Genomic DNA, 17,532 nt, shown 5'->3' with positions numbered 1-17,532 from the left:
GCTTCGATTGTTCGTTCGTCAGTTGTTCTCATCATGGTGGGGAGTTGATGTGGTGAAGGGGTGGGGAACCCGCGTCGCGGGGGTGCTGCTCTCGGCGGCGATGGCCGTGGGTCTGTTGGCGCAGCCCGCGGTGGCCACGACGGAGCCGAACGGTTCGCTGGTACGGGGGACGGTCGCGCCGAGAACGGACATACCTCTGGCCGACAGGAAGTCGTGGGAGCTCGTCTCGACGGAGACCGGCCCGGTGGCGGACGGCCGCCGGTCGCACTTCGCCGCGTACAACAGCGCGTTGGAGAAGAGCGTGGCCGTCAAGAACATCGCGGATGTCCTCGGCGGCTCCTCTCCAGGGGTGGAGGGCCGTCCTCTCTGTCACGCGACGAACGCCGCGGGCGCCGAGGGGTTCTGCTGGAGTACGGCTGACGACATGGACAGAACCTGGGTTCCGCAGGGGCTCACGGGTTCGGGAGAGGCCGCCGACAACCAGGAGATCGTGCCGGGACGCCGCGTCGTGGCCACCAGTTGGTCCACCACGACATATCATCCCGTCGGCTACAACGGGATGATGAGGGTCACCTTCGCGGACGTGACCGATCTCGGTGACGTGACGTACTGGCACGCGCTGCTGGTGACGGCGACTTCTGGTTCCAGTTTCACCGCGCTGAAGGGGCACGCGGATTCGCTGACCTGGTACAAGAACTACCTATACCTCTCCACTGCCGCCGGACTGGCCGTGTTCGACCTGCGAAAGATCTGGCTCATGACCGGGACGGGCACCGGTGTCGGCATGTCGGGGACGACCTCCTCGGCCGCCGGATACAGGTACGCGTTGCCCCAGGTCGATCGCTTCGAGCACCGGCTTCCCGAGCCGCGGGCCTGCGGGTCGCAGAACATCGACAAGTCTTCCGGTCAGCACTATCCGCCCTGCTTCGCCGGCATCTCGCTGGACACGAGCGGCGCGGTGCCGGCACTCGTGACGACTGAGGTCGGCGAGATACCTACGGCGCAGCAGCAGTCGTTCAACACGGTGAGGACGGTGACGCGTTGGAATCTGAACCCGGAAACCGGCCTTCTCGCCTGGTCTCCCCAGTGGGAAGACCCGAGCAGAATCGATGAGGGGGTCTCCCGGCCCGCGAAGCTGTACACCTCGACGGTGAGCGGCGCACAGGGAATCGCCATGAACCGGGGGCGCTTCGTCATCTCCGCTGCCTGCCCCGGCTTCATCGGAAACGACGCGGAATCGGAGATCGTCAGCTGTCTCTACCACGCCTGGCCGGGAGAGCCGGTGCGTTTGTGGACACGGGTCGGCGTCTATGCCCAGAACCTCTCGTACTGGCCCGGGACCGACGACCTCTGGACGGTCAACGAGAAGATCAACACGACGTCCGGCGAGCGCACCGTCTTCAACATCCCCTGGCCGAAGGCCCCGCTTCCGCTGCGGCCCCTGGTGGGACTTCAAGGCGATCTCAACGGCGACGCCGCACCGGACCTGCTCGCTGTCCGGCCGGACGCGGCCGTCGGGAGCGGGCCCGGCAACGGAAACCTCGTACTCTACGGCGGGGTGAGGGAAGACCCTGCCCACGGCACCCAGGGCGGTTTCGGCCCGCGGACCTCGGTCGGTACCGACTGGAACTCCATCCGGCTCGTTTCGGGTGTGGGCGATCTCGCGAGAGATCCGGCGGGGACACCTTCCTACCCGGACGTCCTCGCCGTCGACAACGCCGGTGACTTGTACCTCTACAAGGGTGTGAGGGGTGGCTTCGACGCCCGCCGAAAGCTGTCGACCGGCTGGGGCATCGTTCAGAAGATGACCGGCGTGGGTGACATCATCGATGACCCCACGACCGCCGAGGACGACGGCCTGCCCGACCTGTTCGCGGTGATGAACGACGGCGAGGCCCGCCTCTACCCCGGTAGGGCCGGGGGTCTCGGCCCCTCGAAGGTGGTCGGCACGAGCTGGGACACCATGCGGCTCGTGTCGGGCGTGGGCGACCTGACGGGCGATGAGGTTCCCGACGTCCTCGCCGTCGACAACGCCGGCGATCTGTTCCTCTACAAGGGTGTGAAGGGCGGCCTCGATGCCCGCGTGAAACTGTCGACCGGCTGGGGCACCGTCCAGACCATGACCGGCGTGGGCCATCTCATGGGAGACGGCCTGCCCGACCTGGTGGCCATGTGGAGCGACGGCACAGCCCATCTCTACCCCGGCAAGTCCGGCGGCCTCGGTCCGAAGAGGACGGTCGACCTGGGCTGGGCGATCTGACCTCACCACGGCCTCCGTGACCCGAGTCCGCCGACGAGGGTGACGGAGGCCGTTCTCGCCGCATGCCCGCCGGAAGGTGCCCACGCTCTTCGGCCCGGCACACGACCCCGGCCCCGCTCGGGTCGATGACGATCGCGTCTACCCTGGAGGTATGGGCACTGACCTGGTCAGACTGTTCCTCAGCGGAGACGTGATGCTCGGCCGGGGAGTCGACCAGATCCTTCCCCACCCCGCCGATCCGGTCCTCCACGAGCAGTACGTGCGCGATGCACGGACCTATGTGGAGCTGGCGGAGGCCGCGAACGGGCCGATTCCCCGCCCCGTGGACTTCGCCTACCCCTGGGGCGACGCCCTCGGCGTCCTCGCCGCCGAGCCACCCGACGTCCGCGTCGTGAACCTCGAGACGGCCGTGACGGCCGACGGCGACGCGGCCCCCGGCAAGCCCATCCACTACCGGCTGCACCCAGCCAACCTGCCCGCCCTCACCGCCGTACGCCCCGACGTGTGCGTCCTGGCCAACAACCACGTACTCGACTACGGCCCCCGCGGCCTCGACGACACCCTCGACGCTCTCGCCGACGCCGGGCTGCGCACGGCCGGAGCGGGCCGGGACGCCGACGAGGCGCGGCGGCCCGCGGTCGTCCGCCTCCCCGGAGGCGGCCGGGTGCTGGTCTTCGCCGTCGGCATGGCCTCCAGCGGCGTCCCGCCCGGCTGGGCCGCCACCCCTGAGCGGAGCGGCGTCCACTACACCGCGGCGCCCAGCGGCGCCGCCGCGGCCCGTCTCAGCGAGCACGTACGGAACGAGAAGGGCCCCGGCGACATCGTCGTCGTCTCCCTCCACTGGGGCTCGAACTGGGGTTACGCGCTCACCTCCGCCGACGTCGCCTTCGCGCACGCCCTGATCGACGGCGGTACGGACATCGTGCACGGGCACTCCTCGCACCATCCCCGGCCGCTGGAGGTGTACCGGGGCAAGCTCGTCCTGCACGGCTGCGGCGACCTGATCAACGACTACGAGGGCATCGCGGGATACGAGCGGTACCGCGACGACCTGCGGCTTGTCCCCATCGTCTCCGTGACCGCCGAGAACGGCGGCCTCCAGGAGGTGCGCATGATCCCCATGCAGGCCCGGCGCATGCGGCTGGAACACGCCTCCGGCCGGGACACGCGGTGGCTCCACGGCGTCCTCGGCCGGATCAGCGGCCCCCGCGGCGCGCGGGTGGACCTGGCCCCGGACGGAACGCTGACCGCTGGGGCCGCCTGACGACGCACGCCCGCGCACCGCTCTCCAGACCAGGGAGACGAGCACACCATGTACTTCACCGACCGCATCGACGCGGGCAGGCAACTCGCCGCCCGACTGGACCACCTCAAGGGCCGTGACGTCGTGGTCCTCGGGCTTCCGCGCGGCGGCGTGCCCGTCGCCGCCCAGGTGGCCGACGCCCTCGGCGCTCCCCTGGACGTCTGTCTCGTACGCAAGCTGGGGGTGCCGTACCAGCCGGAGCTGGCCATGGGTGCCATCGGCGAGGGAGGCGTACGGGTCGTCAACGAGCGGGTACTCCGCGAGACCGGCGTGTCCGACCGTGACATCGCGGGCGTGGAGGAACGCGAGCGCACGGTCCTCGAACAGCGGGCCCAGCGCTATCGCGGGGCCCGGCAGCCGGTACGCCTGGAAGGCCGGACGGTCCTCGTGGTGGACGACGGCCTGGCGACCGGAGCCACGGCGGTCGCCGCCTGCCGCGTGGCCCGGGCCCGGGGCGCCGCCAGGATCGTGCTCGCCGTCCCCGTCGCGCCCTACGGATGGTCCGCCCGGGTCCGGGGGGAGGCGGACGAGACGGTGGCCGTGCACGACCCCGACTTCTTCTACGCGATCGGCCAGTTCTACAGCGACTTCTCCCAGACCGCCGAAGAGGAGGTCCTCGCCTGTCTGGACCGCAACCGCGTCTCGCACGGCACGGCCGTCGATCCTCCCGGCAGGGTCACTCCGGAGGACACGGACGTACACATCCCGATGGGCGCCGTGCGGGTCACGGGACGACTGGTGGTCCCCGAAGGAGCCACCGGGATCGTGCTCTTCGCACACGGCAGCGGCAGCAGCCGGCACAGCCCCCGCAACCGGGCGGTGGCCGACACCCTGAACCGCGCCGGTCTGGGGACGCTCCTCTTCGACCTGCTCGACGAGGAGGAGGCGACCGACCGGGCCAACGTCTTCGACACGGCCCTGCTGGCCGACCGTCTCGCGCGGGCCACGGCCTGGCTCGCGGACCGGCCGGGAAGGGGAGGGCTCCCACGCGGCTACTTCGGCGCCAGCACCGGCGCGGCCGCCGCCCTCTGGGCCGCCGCCGACCCGTCCGCCTCCGTCGCCGCGGTGGTCTCGCGTGGCGGCCGCCCCGACCTCGCGGGCCCCCGGCTCGCCGAGGTCCGCGCCCCCACCCTGCTGATCGTGGGCGGCGCCGACCCGCTGGTCCTCGACCTGAACGAGGAGGCGCGCAGGCAACTGCGCTGCGAGAACCGGCTCGAGGTCGTCCCCGGCTCCGGCCACCTCTTCGAGGAGCCGGGCGCCCTGGAACAGGTCGGCGACCTCGCCGCCGACTGGTTCGCCGGCCACTTCTCGGACGGCGGCCAGGGCGGCTAGGGGGGCGGGAGACATGACGGTGCCGGTCGTGGCCGCGCCGTCCGTACGGCGGGACGCCGTCGCCCCGCCGACCGCCCGTCGGCATACTGACTCCTCCTTGATCACCGCGACACCGCAGGAGGAGCATTGGCCGCCAACTTCAAGACCGTCATCGAGGTGGGCCCGGACCATCTCGACCAGGCCCACGCCATCGACCGGTTGTTCCAGCAGGCGATCGCCCCGGCGACCGTCAACTTCGACTTCGACCACATCAGGGAGGCCGCCGCCGCCATCCCCGACAGCGCCATCGTGAAGATGGTCCGCGGCTGGGGACTCCAGGAGAACGCCCCCGTGATGGTCATGGTGCTCTCCCTGAAGGAGGCCGTACGCCAGGCGCTCCCCGGAGAGTTCGCGGACGCCGCCTTCTGGGGCACCATCGAGAAGGAGCTCGTCCACGCGTTCACCGGCCTCGCCGCCCAGGAGGGCGAGCCGGGACTCTCGTACTACGAAGAGGCGGAGGACCGCACCAGTTACTACCGGGACCTGTTCTTCGCGCTGCAGGACGAGGAGACCGGCGCGTACATGTACGCGATCGCCTTCTGCATCGACGTGACCGTCGGCCTCGGCAAGGCCCGGGTCGGCGCCCTGGAGATCGCGGACGTCGCCCCGTACGCGATCCGCCTCAACGCGATCGTGGTGCGCCAGCGACTGCGGCTCGCGGCCTGACCCGAATCCGGAGGGCGACCACCCGCCCCGGCCCGCCGTCCCGGGCCGGACGAGGACGCCGCCACCGGGGCATCGGCCGGTCGCATGCCCTGGACGGGTGAGTGTGCGGGCCGGGGGACAGAGTCGGACCCGGATCGGGTACGGATCGCTGCGTTGCTTCCCCCCACTTCGGAGGATGCTGTCCCATGCCCGTCCGCAAGGCCGCCGCACGAGCGCTGATGAGCACCCTGTGCGCAGCGCTGCTCCTCGCCGCCTGCACGAACACACCGCCCCCGCCACCCGTCACGGCAGCGGCGGGACCACCCGGCCACCGAGACGCCGCACCCCACGACCGCCCGGCCCCTCCGCGAACGCCGTCCTCGGCCGACCGCATCCCAGGAGTGGGACCGCTCACCCGCGCGCGGGTTCCCGACGGCACCGGGCAGGCCCTCGTCGTTCTGGGAGAGACGGCGGACACCAACCGGGCCACCGCCGTGCTCTACGAACGCGACGAACGGAAACAGTGGCGTCGAGTGGCGGGACCGTGGTCCGCGCACAACGCCCTGCGTGGCTGGACCACCCACCATGTGGCGGACGATCTGCGCACACCGATCGGGGTGTTCCGCATCGGTGACGCCGGCGGGCGACTGCCCGACCCGGGCACGCCGCTGCCGTACGACCAGGACGAGGAGTTCGCTCTCGACGGCACCGGCTTCGCCGGGGAGCCGCTGGAAGGCTCCTTCGACTACGTGATCGCCATCGACTACAACCGCGTCCCCGGTACGACCCCGCTCAACAAGGAACGGCCCCTGGGACTCGGCAGGGGCGGAGGCGTATGGATCCACGTCGACCACGGCGGGCCCACCCAGGCGTGCGTCTCGCTTCCCCGCGACGTCATGCCGCGACTCCTGCGCGCACTGGACCCGCGGAAGGAACCGGTCGTCGTCATGGGCCCGAGGGCGGACATCGCACGCTGAGGGCCGACACCCGTCCGTCGGCCCCGCTCCACCGGAGTACGACATACGAGAGGGGCCCCGGGCGACGGCCCGGAGCCCCTCTCGGACGCGGCGCCGGAGAGATCAGTAGGGGCCGTTGACGTTGTCGATGGAGCCGTAGCGGTCGGCGGCGTAGTTGCACGCGGCCGTGATGTTGGCGACCGGGTCGAAGAGGTCCATCGACGTACCGGGCACGTGGTAGGCGAGGAAGGTCGGCTCGATCACCTGGAGCAGGCCCTTCGAAGGAGTGCCCTTGGCGGCGTTGGAGTCCCAGAGGTTGATCGCCTGCGGGTTGCCCGAGGACTCGCGCATGATGTTGCGGTGGATGCCGTCGTACGTGCCGGGGATGCCGTACCGGGCCATGACGTCCAGAGACTCCCGGATCCAGCCGTCGAGGTCGTTGGTGTACTGCTGGGCCGCGGCGGGTGCGGCCGGCGCAGCCGCCTTGGCCGCCGTCGACGGCCGGCCGGGGGCGGCGCTCCGCTCCTGGGAGCGGCTGGCGCGGTCGGTGGTGGACGGCGCGGCCTTCTTGGGCTCTGCCTCGGCCTTCGGCCCTGCCTTCGCCTTCTGCTGTGCCTTCGCCTTTGTCTTCGGCTGCGCCTCGGGTGCGCCCGCCGACTGCTTGCGAATCGTCAGTTCGAGACCAGGGTGAATAAGTGACGGGTTGTCACCCACGGCACTGCGGTTGATCCGGTACAGGACTTTCCAGCCGCCCCGGACACCCTGCTCGTCCGCGATCACTGAAAGGGAGTCACCGGGCGCCACCGTGTACTTCTTGGCGGCGGTTCCGGGTGCTGCGGGAAGCGTTTCTTTGATCTTTTCCACGGTCCTCGCGGCGGTCTTCTCCGCCGCGATTCCGGTGGGAGCGCCGGCCGCCTTCGCGGGAGTGGCGTGGGCGGCGGCGGTCGCGACCAGGGGCAGGGCCAGTGCGGCGCCGCCCGCGCCCGCCAGGGCGATGCCCCGGGTCAGGGGGCGTGGCTTGGGGCGCCGGTGCTTACCGTGTGCAGGCATGATGAGTTCCTCTCCGGCGCCTGCGGGGTGAGCTGTCGGGTTCGGGCTGGAGATGCCCGGCCGCACGCGTGCGACTTCACCCCGATCCGATCCGGATTTCCGAACCGGAGAGAAAAGTGGGTCCCCCGCTCCTGCCGACGGGTGAATAGGTGGTCTTTCGGACGGTGGCAGGATTCGGCGATCCGTCCGAATGCAGGTGACCGTAGGCGAGAAATGTCGCCGAAAACAAGTCTTCCGGTCCTCAGGAATTCCGGAATGCGGCGGCCGTGTGTGACGCCGCCCTCGGTACGGGGCCCGGAGGTGCCGAACTCCCTTTGTGGGAAGGCTGCCGGGCGGGGTGAAGGCGGTTCCATCGAACGGTCGTGATTCACGTCACCCGACGGCTGATATCGCCCTTAACAGGAAATTACCCCCGGTGAGGAGAATCGAAAGGAAAACGAATAACATCCCGCAGTGTCCCTTTTGATGGTTTATTTCCTGCGAGGATGGCTGCCTTGCGGTGCAAGGTAGTGAGTGACTATCATGCACCGCATGACAAAGGAGCTGCCGGGCGCCGGTGACCAGCGGCGCAGCCAGCTTCTGCGCGGAGTGCTCGACCTATGCCTGCTCGCGCTGATCGCCGAACGGCCCCGATACGGCTTCGAGTTCGTCGAGGCGCTCACGGACAGCGGGCTGGAGCTGGTCAGCGAGGGCAGCATCTATCCGCTGCTGTCCCGGATGGAGCGGGCCGGACTCGTCGAGTCGTTCCGTGCGCCGTCGTCCAGCGGAGGCGCTCCCCGGAAGTACTACCGGCTGACCGGGGCGGGCCGAACCGAACTGGACCGAGGGCGGACCGTCTGGCGCACGTTCGCCGCGCAGGCCGGCCGCGTCCTGACCGACACCGACGAACCGACGGGGGAAAGACAACATGACAACTGAGCGGATACTCGCGGTCTGCCGCAGCAACTGGGAGTACCGGGGCATCGACGACGCCGCCGTCCGCGACATGCTCGCCGAGCTCTCCGCCCACCTCCAGGACGCGGAGGCCGCCGGACGCGCACCACAGGACGTCGTCGGCGAGGACGTCAAGGCGTTCGCCGCCTCCTGGGCCCGGGCGCGCAGGCCGCTGCACCACCGCGTCCTGCGGATGGGCGCGATGATCCTTTTCGTCGCGGGCCTGCTCCTGCTGGTCGCGCACCTCGCCCGCTGGGCGCCGGCGGTGGACATCACCCCGGGGCGCCTGGCCTTCTGGCTCGGCATCACGGTGGTCATCGTCGTCCTGGAACTGCGCCGTGGCTCCCTCGGCCTGGGCAAGAGCTGGCTCGTGGCACACGTCGTCGGCCTGCCGATCCTCCTGCTCACCGACGCGCTCGCGGGCGACGCCCCGCTCTTCCGCCTGCCGCTGTGGGGCACGGTGCTGCTGACGCTGCCGGGACTCGCGTACGCCGTCGCGGAGGCGCGCGCCGGGAAGCGCGGGCCCGTCCTCACCGCCGACCAGACCTGACGCGCCCTCACCGACGACCGCGTCCGAGACGCGATCCGCCTCGACCGGACCCCACGCCGCCTGCCTCGGCCGAGGCAGGGCACCGGGCGGGGCGCCGGCCGAGGCAGGGCGGTTCGGTACCGCGAGCCCGGCCGTGTCGCCGCAGGTGAAAGCGTGATTATCGGTTTGCCGGGCTCCGCTCGCCGTGGGAGCCTGTGCTGCCGCGCGGACGGACCGACGGCGAACGGAGGGGGACCATCTGTGGGTGCGTCAGCGGCACGTGACATCGTGGCGACGAAGCTCGGCTCGGTGCGGGGGACGACCAGGGACGGGCTGCGCGTCACGCTGGGAATCCCCTACGCCGCACCGCCGTTCGGGGCCGGGCGGTTCCGCGAGCCCCTGCCCGCCGAGCCCTGGGACGGTGTACGGGACTGCACCCGCTTCGGGCCCGTCGCCCCGCAGTCCGCCGAACTGCCCGGAGCCCCGGTCTGGCGACCCGGCGACGAGGACATCCTCACCCTCAACATCTGGTCACCGGCCGAAGCGTCCGGCCCGCTCCCCGTGCTGTTCTGGATCCACGGCGGCGCCTACACCTTCGGCTCCTCGGCCCAGCCCGACTACGACGGGTCCGCGCTCGCCCGGGCCGGACTGGTCGTCGTCTCCTGCAACTACCGTCTGGGCTTCGAGGGGTTCGGGCACGTTCCCGGCTTCCCCGACAACCGTGGCCTGCTCGACCAGATCGCCGCACTGGAATGGGTACGGGACAACATCACGGCCTTCGGAGGCGACCCGGACCGGGTCACGGTGGCCGGACAGTCCGCGGGCGCCGGTTCGATCGCCTGCCTGATGAGCGGCGCGCGAGCCGACGGCCTCTTCCGCCGTGCCGTCGCGCACAGCGTCCCCGACGCCTACTTCCCACCGGACTTCGCCGCCGGACTCGCCCGCAAGGTGGCGGAGGCCGCCGGTGTCGAGCCGACCGCCGAGGGTCTTCTGTCCGCGAGCCCGCAGGCCCTTGTCGAGGCCTCGGACCGCGTGGTCTCCCAGTACGCGGGGGACCCGGACTCAGGGCCCCTGCACTACGACACGGTCATCTACGGCCCGGTCCTCGACGGGACGCTGCTCACGGCGGACCCGCTCGACGCCCTCTCCGCCGGCGCCGGCCGTGACGTCGACCTCCTGGTGTGCCACACCACCGAGGAGTACTGGCTGATGCGGCAGGTCGGCAGCATGCCGCCGGTCACGACCGAGGACGGCCTGGCACGCTTCGCCGCGGAGTACGGCCTTCCCGGCGACCTCGTCGAGCGGTACCGCACCCTCCTGCCCGAGGAGCCGGTGCTCGACGTCTACCTCGCGCTCGCCGGTGACGCGCTCTTCGCCACCCACAGCGTCCGCCTCGCGCAGGCCCACGCCCGGGCCGGCGGCCGTACCCACCTCTCCCGGTTCGACCGCCGCCGTACCCGCCCCGACGGCACACGGGTACGGGCCTGGCACGCGGCGGACGTTCCCTTCGCGCTGGGCACCCTGGACGCCGTCGGCGTCGACTTCCTCACCGGCGGCCCCGCCGACGCGGACGACCGCGACCTCTCGCGGCGCATGGTCCGGGCCTGGTCCGGCTTCGCCACCGCCGGCGACCCGGGCTGGCCGGCGCTCGACGGCCCGTCCGGGACTCCGGTCCACGTCTGGGCCGTCCCCGGAGACCGCGGCGAGGGCCCTGCGGCGACCCACGGCCTGTGGCGCGACGTACGAGCCGCCGCGCTGCGGCTGTGAGAGGGCGTTCTGCGAGGTTTTCGGGAGTTCTAGAGCGGGTCATTGGCGGCTGACCATACGGGTCACGCCCGCGACGACCGTCGTCGCCAGGATCCAGCCGGTGATGATCAGGGCGTACGACAGCCATTGGTGCCAGCCGTCAGGGGCGAACGATGCCTCCTGACCGAAGTTGATGATCGGTAGGAGCAGGTCGAGGGTGTAGAACACGGAGTTGAAGTCAGGGGCCTCGTCCGCCTTGATGGGGCGTGGGTGGTCCAGGCCGTACGCTATCGATCCGATGGTCATGAGGGACAGCAGCCAGACGGCCGCACGCAACGGGCGGAAGCCGTAGCCCACAGTGGCGTCCTGGACGTACCCCCACAGCCGTCCGTACCAAGTGAGCGTGGCGCGTCGGCGGCGCTGCTTGGCGAGTTGGACGAGCCGGGCCGCGTCGTCGTCACCGACGTGGCGGTAGGCGGCCGTCAACTGCTCGTAGCCGTACGGCTCATACCGCTCGCCGTCCCGCTCAAGCATCGGAAGGCGGCGCTCGGCGGGCTCGTGCGGGGTGAGTACGGTGTACGTGAGGTTGCTGAGATACACCTGGTCCGGCAGCATCTCCGGTTCAAGGGTCAGGATCTCTATTTGAGAACGCCGTAGATTCAAGGCGCCCTCGATGCGATCACCGCTGCGCAGCCAGAGTTCACCGATGACACAACTGCTCGCCCGCAGTGCCGTGTCGCCCGGATGCGAGAGGCGGGCGTGGAGCAGGTCGAGACGGCCCGTTATGCGCGATCCTCGGAGCTCGACCCGCCCCTGCGCTCGAACGCACCGGGCCCGTACATGGGCTCCCACGTTGAGGTTCTGCGCGTCCAGCGCGGTGCCACCGGGCTTGCTGAACTCGGCGTCCTGAACGTTGATCCGCCCGGCGACGGAGGCGCCGGTGAGCCGTACCTGGCCGTGCGCGCGCATCTCCGGCGCCCACAAGTCGTCCCCGATCGCGGCCTGGTTGAGCTGCAGCACCGGCTCAGAGTCGTCCGGCGCCGTGAACTCCGCCCGCTCCATGAACAGCGCCCCGGAGATCTGCGCCCCACCGAGCCGCACCGGCCCCCGCATACGGCAGTCCGTCATCCGCAGCACCCCCTCGACCCGCAAGGTTGCCGAGGTCAGGCCCGGCAGAACGGACTTGCTCAGATTGAGCTGGCGCAGCTGGGCACCGTACAGGTCGGGAACACCGTCGAATTGGCAGTGGCTCAGCCGGATGGCGGCGTCGATCGTGGCGTACTTCAGGTCCAGTACGCCAGTGATCCGCGCGCCCGTGATCTTGAGCGCGGCGATCTCCCCCTCCTCCTGCGGAGCCTTGAGCAGCAGCGCCCGCAGCACACTCGCCCGTACGGTCCGCTCGGCGCCCCAGGTGTTGCCGATCGCCGGATCCTCGTTCTCGGCGGCGCGGAAGTCCACGGACTCGCCTCGCGGAAAGGCCCGCCATATGCGTACCTCGGCCGGCGTCAGATCGTTGGTCTCACTCACGCCGGGACTCTGACGTGCTGCGTTCGGGCTGTCAACTGCCGTACGGAGCACGCCATGCTGTCCGACGTCTTCCCGCCCGGCTCTGGCCGAGCCTGGCCCTTACCTCATCGACTGCGAGCCATTGACTCCTAGGTCGTGTCTCCTTGAAAAGCTATGGCCGCCATTCCTGGCGGTAGGCGGGGTGCTCGGCGTATGACTGGGCCAGGACTCGAAGCGCGTATGCCAGGCCGGCCCAGCGGGGGTCCGAGGGATTCATGGCCTTGTAGTCGTGCGCCAGTTGCTCGGTCAGGTCGAGCATGGGGAGATGGCTGTCGAGAAGAGCCTCGCCGCCCAGGGTGTCGGCCACGTGGGCATAGGCGTGGTTGTCGTCCATGATGCGTGCGACGAGGAACCTCACAAGATCGTCCATGTGGCCATCTTCGCGGGCAAGGCGGTTCGGGGGTCAAGCGGCTGTCCAGATGAGGATGGCAGCGAGGTGGTGTGCGGCTTGGTAGGCGATGGCGAGCTTGTCGGTTCGCATGGCCAGGCCGCGCCACTGCTTGAGTCGGTTGATGCAGCGTTCGACGGCGTTGCGCTGCTTGTATGCCTCGGCGTCGAAAGCTGGTGGGCGACCGCCGACGCGGCCTCGCCGCAGGTAGCGCCACTGGCAGCCGGTGCGAGCCTGGTAGAGGATGGCGTTGACGATCTCCCGCATCGCGTACTGGCCCTGGTGCCCGCTGACAGAGGGATGCTGCGCCTTCCAGGCGGTGATGACCGGCCGGATCAGCTCCCAGGCTTCATATCCGACAGGTCACTCGGGTACGGAGGCCGCTCATCCACGCCCACCAGCACACCGCAGCGGTGGCAAACCGCAAGCCCTGGAACCGGACAACCTGCTTTCAAGTACTACGAAAACCGCTCAAAGCTCGCAGAACATCCTCTGAGACGCGCCGCCCGCGGACCCGCCCGCCGGGGCGAGTCCGGCACGCGGGATAATCGCGGTGTCGACCGACGCGTCGATCGCCCTGTCAAGCCATGTGACATGTGAAGCCGCGCGAGACGCCCGGCCGGGCCCGGCCCGGCAGGCGCTCGCCGCAGGAGAGGAAGACCCCGATGGACGTCCAGCACTTCGAGCGCGTCCACGCGTTCATCGAGGCGCGCCTCCGGCCGCTGTTCGACGCCGAGACGGGCAGCGAGCACGGCTTCGGCATGGACGACACCTCCCGCTCCCTGCGCGCGCTCCTCAACACGGTGAAGGCCGCGGCCGCGGTCAAGGGCCTCGCCGCACAGCGGGCGGACGCCGACCGGACGACGCGCGACATCATCGACCAGGCGCTGGAACACAACTGGGACGTGCTGCGCGGTGTCGCGCGTCACTGGGAGGACCACCCCGACTTCCTCCGCGAGTTCAAGCGCCACGCCTGGGAACTCGACGAGAGCCCCGCCGCCGCGGCCACCGCGGAGAGCTGACGATCATGCTGCAGTCCTTCCAGCCCGTGCTCGAGCGCATCGCCGAGGAAATGGCGGGCCTCGCCGTACGCGGCCGGCCCGCCGACTACATCCCGGCGCTCGCCTCCGCCGACCCCCGACGCTTCGGGATGGCCGTGGCCGAACTCGACGGGACGGTGTACGGCGTGGGGGACTGGCAGCACCCGTTCTCGACCCAGTCCGTCACCAAGGTCTTCACCCTCGCCCTCTCCCTCGCCCGCGAGGGAGACGCCCTCTGGGAGCACGTGGGACGCGAGCCGTCGGGCAACCCCTTCAACTCGCTCGTCCAGCTGGAGTACGAGAACGGCATCCCCCGCAACCCCTTCATCAACGCCGGCGCCCTCGTCGTCACCGACCGGCTGCACCGGCTCACCGGCGACGCGTCGGGCTGTCTGCTCGACTTCCTCCGCGCCGAGAGCGGCAACCAGGACCTCGGCTTCGACCGTGACGTGGCGGCCTCCGAGACCGAGCGCGGCGACCGCAACGCCGCCCTCGGCCACTTCATGGCGTCCTACGGCAACATCGTCAATCCGGTGCCGACCCTGCTGCGTGAGTACTTCCGCCAGTGCTCGATCGCGGCCTCCTGCGCCGACCTCGCCCTCGCCACCGGGTTCCTCGCCCGGCACGGCATCCGCGCCGACGGCTCACGGCTGCTGACCCGCAGCCAGGCCAAGCAGGTCAACGCCGTCATGCTCACCTGCGGAACGTACGACGCGGCCGGCGACTTCGCCTACCGCGTCGGCCTGCCCGGCAAGAGCGGGGTGGGCGGCGGCATCATCGCCGTCGTCCCCGGCCGGTGCACCCTCTGCGTCTGGAGCCCGGGACTCGACGAGCGCGGGAACTCGGTCGCGGGAGTGGCGGCCCTGGACCGCTTCACCACGATCACCGGGCTCTCGGTCTTCTGACCCGTCTTCTGAACCACGTTCTGAGCCGCCTTCCGAAGCGGCTTCTGAAGCATCTTCCGAACCGGGGCGCGGCCGCCCTCCTCACGCCTCCGCGGGGTCAGCCCGCCGGAGGTGTGAACTGGCCGGCCAGGGCCGTGAGAAGCCAGTCATGGGCGGCCCCCGGTGTGGGCTCCGGCGGGCCGGAGGGCGGAGCGGTCAGCTCGGCCACGAGCTCCCAGTAACGGTCGATACGGGGATCCGCGGCGAGCACGGTCCCCAGCCGACGTCGGAAATCGGGGCTGTCGCGCGTGCCACGGGAGCGGGCGTAGGCGGAGACGAAGCAGTCCAGCGCCTCGCCCTGACCCGGTGGTCGCCGCGCCCGCATCTGCGCGGAAGCCAGCGTGTACGCCTCGACGAGTCCGTCGTAGAGCACGGCCGGACGGTTGTCCCGGTCGGGCAGGTGCGCCGCCGGCTGGCAGCGGTCACCGCCGGCGCAGTCGCCGGAGACGAAGGCGTGCAGTCGCGCGAAGGCGAGCACCTGGGCCGGTGTCGGGTCCGAGGGCGGCTGGGGAACGGCCCGGTCGATCACCGCGGCGGCCACTCTGGCCGGGAGCCTCGGCGGCAGCCAGCGCCTCCAGAAGCGCGCCAGCGCAGCCGTATCGGGTGGCGCGGAGACGGCGCCGACGAGCCGCAGCCGGTCGGCGCGCTCCTCCGGGGCACAGTCCTGGAGGAGTTGGAGCGCGGCCTCCCGCCAGCGCAGGGCCGCCATCCGTGTGCCGAGCTCCCGGAGCTGCCCCGCGACGACGTCCCGCAGCGCGTCCTCCCGGTCCAGCACCGTGCCCACGTCCGGGACCGGCAGCCCGAGCGAGCGCAGCGCGCGGATCGTACGGAGCCGGTCGAGGGCCTCGGGGCCGTAGCGCCGATGGCCGCCGGAGCTGCGGGCCGCTTCGGGCAGCAGGCCGCGGTCCGAGTAGAAGCGGACGGTCTTCACGGTGACGCCGGCCTTCTCGGCGAGCTCCCCGATGCTCAACAGTCCGTCGACGGACACGGCTTGAACCTCCCTCAGGGGGAGTTCCTACGGTACCGGTGCGTTCGGACGGTCTCGGTGGAGGGTGGCCGGTCGCTGCCCGCGGCGGCGCGCCGCGGATCACGTGAACGAAGCACGAGAAGGACAAGGAGACGCGCATGACGGCATTCGTCCTGGTGTCGGACATCTGGACCGGCGGCTGGGTCTGGCGGGAGGTGGCCGCCCGGCTACGGGAGGCGGGGGCCGAGGCGCATCCGGTGACGCTGACCGGCATGGGAGACGGCGGCCCTCCGGCGGGGCCCGACACGGACCTGGAGACCCATGTCCAGGATCTGGTGCGCCTGATCGACCGGGTCGACGCGGAGGAGCTGGTGCTCGTCGGACACGGCTACGGCATCCACCCCGTGCTGGGCGCCGCCGACCGGCGCGCCGAGCGGATCGCCCGGATCGTCCACCTGGACGCGGGCCTGCCCCAGAACGGCGACGCGCCCCTCGCCCTGGTGCCCGACCCGGCGGTCCACGAGCGCCTGACGAGACCGCCCCGACGGGCCGGGGAGAACGAGTCCCAGAAGCACGCGGCCGGCGACGCCCGCGACGTGCGGCCCGCCGCCCAGAAGCATGCGGCCGGAGACGCGCCCGACGAGCGGCCCGCCACCCATGCGAACGCCGCTGGCGAGAAGCCGGCCGAGAGGCACACCCCCGACGAGAATGGCGAGGAAGACTGGCGCGTCCCGCCGCCCCCGCCCGGCGCGTGGGAGCGGCTGGGCAGTCTCGCCGGCGTCACGGCGGACGCGTCGGCACGGCTGGCCCGCCTCGCGGCACCCCAGCCGGCGGGCACGCTCACCCGGCCGCTGCGTCTGACGGGCAAGGCCGCCACGGTCCCGACGACCGGCATCCTGTGCACCGGCAACGGATCGAGCATCGCCATGGTCGAGGGCCTGGTGAGCCTGGGGGACCCCCGCCTGCGGCGGCTCACCGACCCCGCGGTGAGCTTCTTCGAACTCCACACGGGGCACTGGCCGATGCTCTCCGTCCCCGACGAGCTGGCCGACGTCCTGCTCCGGGCCGCCGCAGGCGAAGGCCACCGCCTGGCCGCGGCGGTGCGCGAGGACCCCGCCCATCTCCGGCCCTTCCTGATCGACCTGCCCGAGCGGCGGCGCGAACGTGTCGGGCAGCTCGACCTCTACCTGCCGGATGCCGACGAGCCCCGGCCGGCCGTGGTGTTCGTCCACGGCGGCCCGGTTCCCCTCGGCGTGCTGCCCACGCCACGGGACTGGCCGGGCTTCGTCGGCTACGGAACCTACGCGGCCGGCAGGGGAGTGGTGGGCGTGACCCTCGACCATGGACTGCACGACCTGGACGACTACCCGCGGGCCGCCGGCGACATCGACGCGGCGGTCGAACGGGTACGGGCCGACCCGCGCGTCGACGGCGAACGCGTCGCCCTGTGGTTCTTCTCCGCAGGCGGGCTGCTGTCGGCCGACTGGCTCGCCGCGCCCCCGTCCTGGCTGCGGTGCGTGGCGGCCACCTACCCCGTGCTGGCGCCGCTGCCGCAGTGGGGGCACTCCGCGTCACGGTTCCTTCCCGCGGCCGCCTTGCCCGCGGCGGGATCGCTGCCCGTCGTGGTGACCAGGGTGGAGCGCGAGCGCGCGGAGATCGCCGTGACGGTCGAGGAGTTCCTGACCGCCGCCGCGGATTGCGACGCCCGCATCGAGGTCATCGACGTGCCGGGCGCGCACCACGGCTTCGAGACGATCGACCACACGGACCCGGCTCGCCGCGCCGTGGACCGCGCGATGACCTCCGTGGTGGGGCACCTGCTGGGCTGAGCCGG

The 17,532-nt window shown here is 71.2% G+C and carries 15 protein-coding genes, 2 pseudogenes and 1 riboswitch; of the genes and pseudogenes, 11 read left to right on the top strand and 6 right to left on the bottom strand.

The annotated features are described in order from the left end of the window. The first annotated feature begins 7 nt into the window (after window positions 1-7). The 5 genes from ABZY12_RS24070 (at window position 8) to ABZY12_RS24050 (ending at window position 6,556) form a co-directional block, all read left to right on the top strand. Window positions 8-2,260: a hypothetical protein gene (locus ABZY12_RS24070; protein WP_356893614.1), complete on the top strand. Its 2,253-nt coding sequence runs from the start codon at window positions 8-10 to the stop codon at window positions 2,258-2,260. 151 nt (window positions 2,261-2,411) lie between these two features. Next, window positions 2,412-3,524, top strand: a complete 1,113-nt coding sequence (locus ABZY12_RS24065) for a CapA family protein (RefSeq protein ID WP_356893612.1) — start codon at window positions 2,412-2,414, stop codon at window positions 3,522-3,524. A 48-nt stretch (window positions 3,525-3,572) separates the two neighbouring features. Further along, window positions 3,573-4,895, top strand: a complete 1,323-nt coding sequence (locus ABZY12_RS24060; RefSeq protein WP_356893610.1) for a phosphoribosyltransferase family protein — start codon at window positions 3,573-3,575, stop codon at window positions 4,893-4,895. A 126-nt stretch (window positions 4,896-5,021) separates the two neighbouring features. Next, window positions 5,022-5,600, top strand: coding sequence for a Type-2Aa cytolytic delta-endotoxin (locus tag ABZY12_RS24055; RefSeq protein ID WP_356893608.1), 579 nt, complete (start codon window positions 5,022-5,024; stop codon window positions 5,598-5,600). 185 nt (window positions 5,601-5,785) lie between these two features. Next, on the top strand, window positions 5,786-6,556 hold the full coding sequence (locus ABZY12_RS24050; protein WP_356893606.1) for a hypothetical protein: 771 nt from the start codon (window positions 5,786-5,788) through the stop codon (window positions 6,554-6,556). Window positions 6,557-6,658: 102 nt separating this feature from the next. On the opposite strand, the gene ABZY12_RS24045 is transcribed toward ABZY12_RS24050, so the two are convergent. Next, window positions 6,659-7,585 carry a LysM peptidoglycan-binding domain-containing protein gene (locus ABZY12_RS24045; RefSeq protein WP_356893604.1) on the bottom strand — a complete coding sequence of 309 codons (927 nt, stop codon included), beginning with the start codon at window positions 7,583-7,585 and terminating at the stop codon, window positions 6,659-6,661. Between the two features lie 4 nt (window positions 7,586-7,589). Next, a riboswitch (cyclic di-AMP (ydaO/yuaA leader) is annotated at window positions 7,590-7,775 on the bottom strand. A gap of 341 nt (window positions 7,776-8,116) precedes the next feature. Between ABZY12_RS24045 and ABZY12_RS24040 the strand changes: the two genes are divergently transcribed. The 3 genes from ABZY12_RS24040 (at window position 8,117) to ABZY12_RS24030 (ending at window position 10,814) form a co-directional block, all read left to right on the top strand. Further along, window positions 8,117-8,503, top strand: coding sequence for a PadR family transcriptional regulator (locus ABZY12_RS24040; protein ID WP_356893602.1), 387 nt, complete (start codon window positions 8,117-8,119; stop codon window positions 8,501-8,503). Further along, window positions 8,493-9,068: a hypothetical protein gene (locus ABZY12_RS24035; RefSeq protein ID WP_356893600.1), complete on the top strand. Its 576-nt coding sequence runs from the start codon at window positions 8,493-8,495 to the stop codon at window positions 9,066-9,068. Before ABZY12_RS24040 ends, ABZY12_RS24035 begins: the two co-directional genes overlap by 11 nt. Window positions 9,069-9,308: 240 nt before the next feature. After that, the gene (locus ABZY12_RS24030; protein WP_356893598.1) at window positions 9,309-10,814 is read left to right on the top strand and encodes a carboxylesterase family protein; all 1,506 of its coding nucleotides are present in this window, start codon (window positions 9,309-9,311) and stop codon (window positions 10,812-10,814) included. Window positions 10,815-10,853: 39 nt separating this feature from the next. Here the strand turns inward: ABZY12_RS24030 and ABZY12_RS24025 are convergent, their stop codons facing one another. From ABZY12_RS24025 to ABZY12_RS24010, 4 genes and pseudogenes are all read right to left on the bottom strand, one after another. Next, on the bottom strand, window positions 10,854-12,320 hold the full coding sequence (locus tag ABZY12_RS24025) for a membrane-associated oxidoreductase (RefSeq protein ID WP_356893596.1): 1,467 nt from the start codon (window positions 12,318-12,320) through the stop codon (window positions 10,854-10,856). Between the two features lie 151 nt (window positions 12,321-12,471). Further along, window positions 12,472-12,729 carry a DUF6221 family protein gene (locus tag ABZY12_RS24020; RefSeq protein WP_356893594.1) on the bottom strand — a complete coding sequence of 86 codons (258 nt, stop codon included), beginning with the start codon at window positions 12,727-12,729 and terminating at the stop codon, window positions 12,472-12,474. Between the two features lie 33 nt (window positions 12,730-12,762). Further along, window positions 12,763-12,948: pseudogene (locus tag ABZY12_RS24015) on the bottom strand (transposase); the annotation flags it as partial. Window positions 12,949-12,951: 3 nt separating this feature from the next. After that, window positions 12,952-13,139: pseudogene (locus tag ABZY12_RS24010) on the bottom strand (transposase); the annotation flags it as partial. 273 nt (window positions 13,140-13,412) lie between these two features. Between ABZY12_RS24010 and ABZY12_RS24005 the strand changes: the two are divergent. Beyond that, window positions 13,413-13,769: a hypothetical protein gene (locus ABZY12_RS24005; protein WP_356893592.1), complete on the top strand. Its 357-nt coding sequence runs from the start codon at window positions 13,413-13,415 to the stop codon at window positions 13,767-13,769. Window positions 13,770-13,774: 5 nt separating this feature from the next. Then, on the top strand, window positions 13,775-14,692 hold the full coding sequence (locus tag ABZY12_RS24000) for a glutaminase (protein WP_356893590.1): 918 nt from the start codon (window positions 13,775-13,777) through the stop codon (window positions 14,690-14,692). A 97-nt stretch (window positions 14,693-14,789) separates the two neighbouring features. Here the strand turns inward: ABZY12_RS24000 and ABZY12_RS23995 are convergent, their stop codons facing one another. Further along, on the bottom strand, window positions 14,790-15,719 hold the full coding sequence (locus ABZY12_RS23995) for a MerR family transcriptional regulator (RefSeq protein WP_356893588.1): 930 nt from the start codon (window positions 15,717-15,719) through the stop codon (window positions 14,790-14,792). A gap of 137 nt (window positions 15,720-15,856) precedes the next feature. Between ABZY12_RS23995 and ABZY12_RS23990 the strand changes: the two genes are divergently transcribed. Further along, window positions 15,857-17,527, top strand: a complete 1,671-nt coding sequence (locus ABZY12_RS23990; RefSeq protein WP_356893586.1) for an alpha/beta fold hydrolase — start codon at window positions 15,857-15,859, stop codon at window positions 17,525-17,527. The last annotated feature ends 5 nt before the right edge of the window (window positions 17,528-17,532 follow it).

Origin of the sequence: Streptomyces sp. NPDC006551 (assembly GCF_040611675.1) — a bacterium.
Lineage (GTDB): Bacteria > Actinomycetota > Actinomycetes > Streptomycetales > Streptomycetaceae > Streptomyces.
The sequence above is the reverse complement of the archived record's forward strand: the minus strand, read 5'-3'. Positions and strand labels throughout refer to the sequence as shown.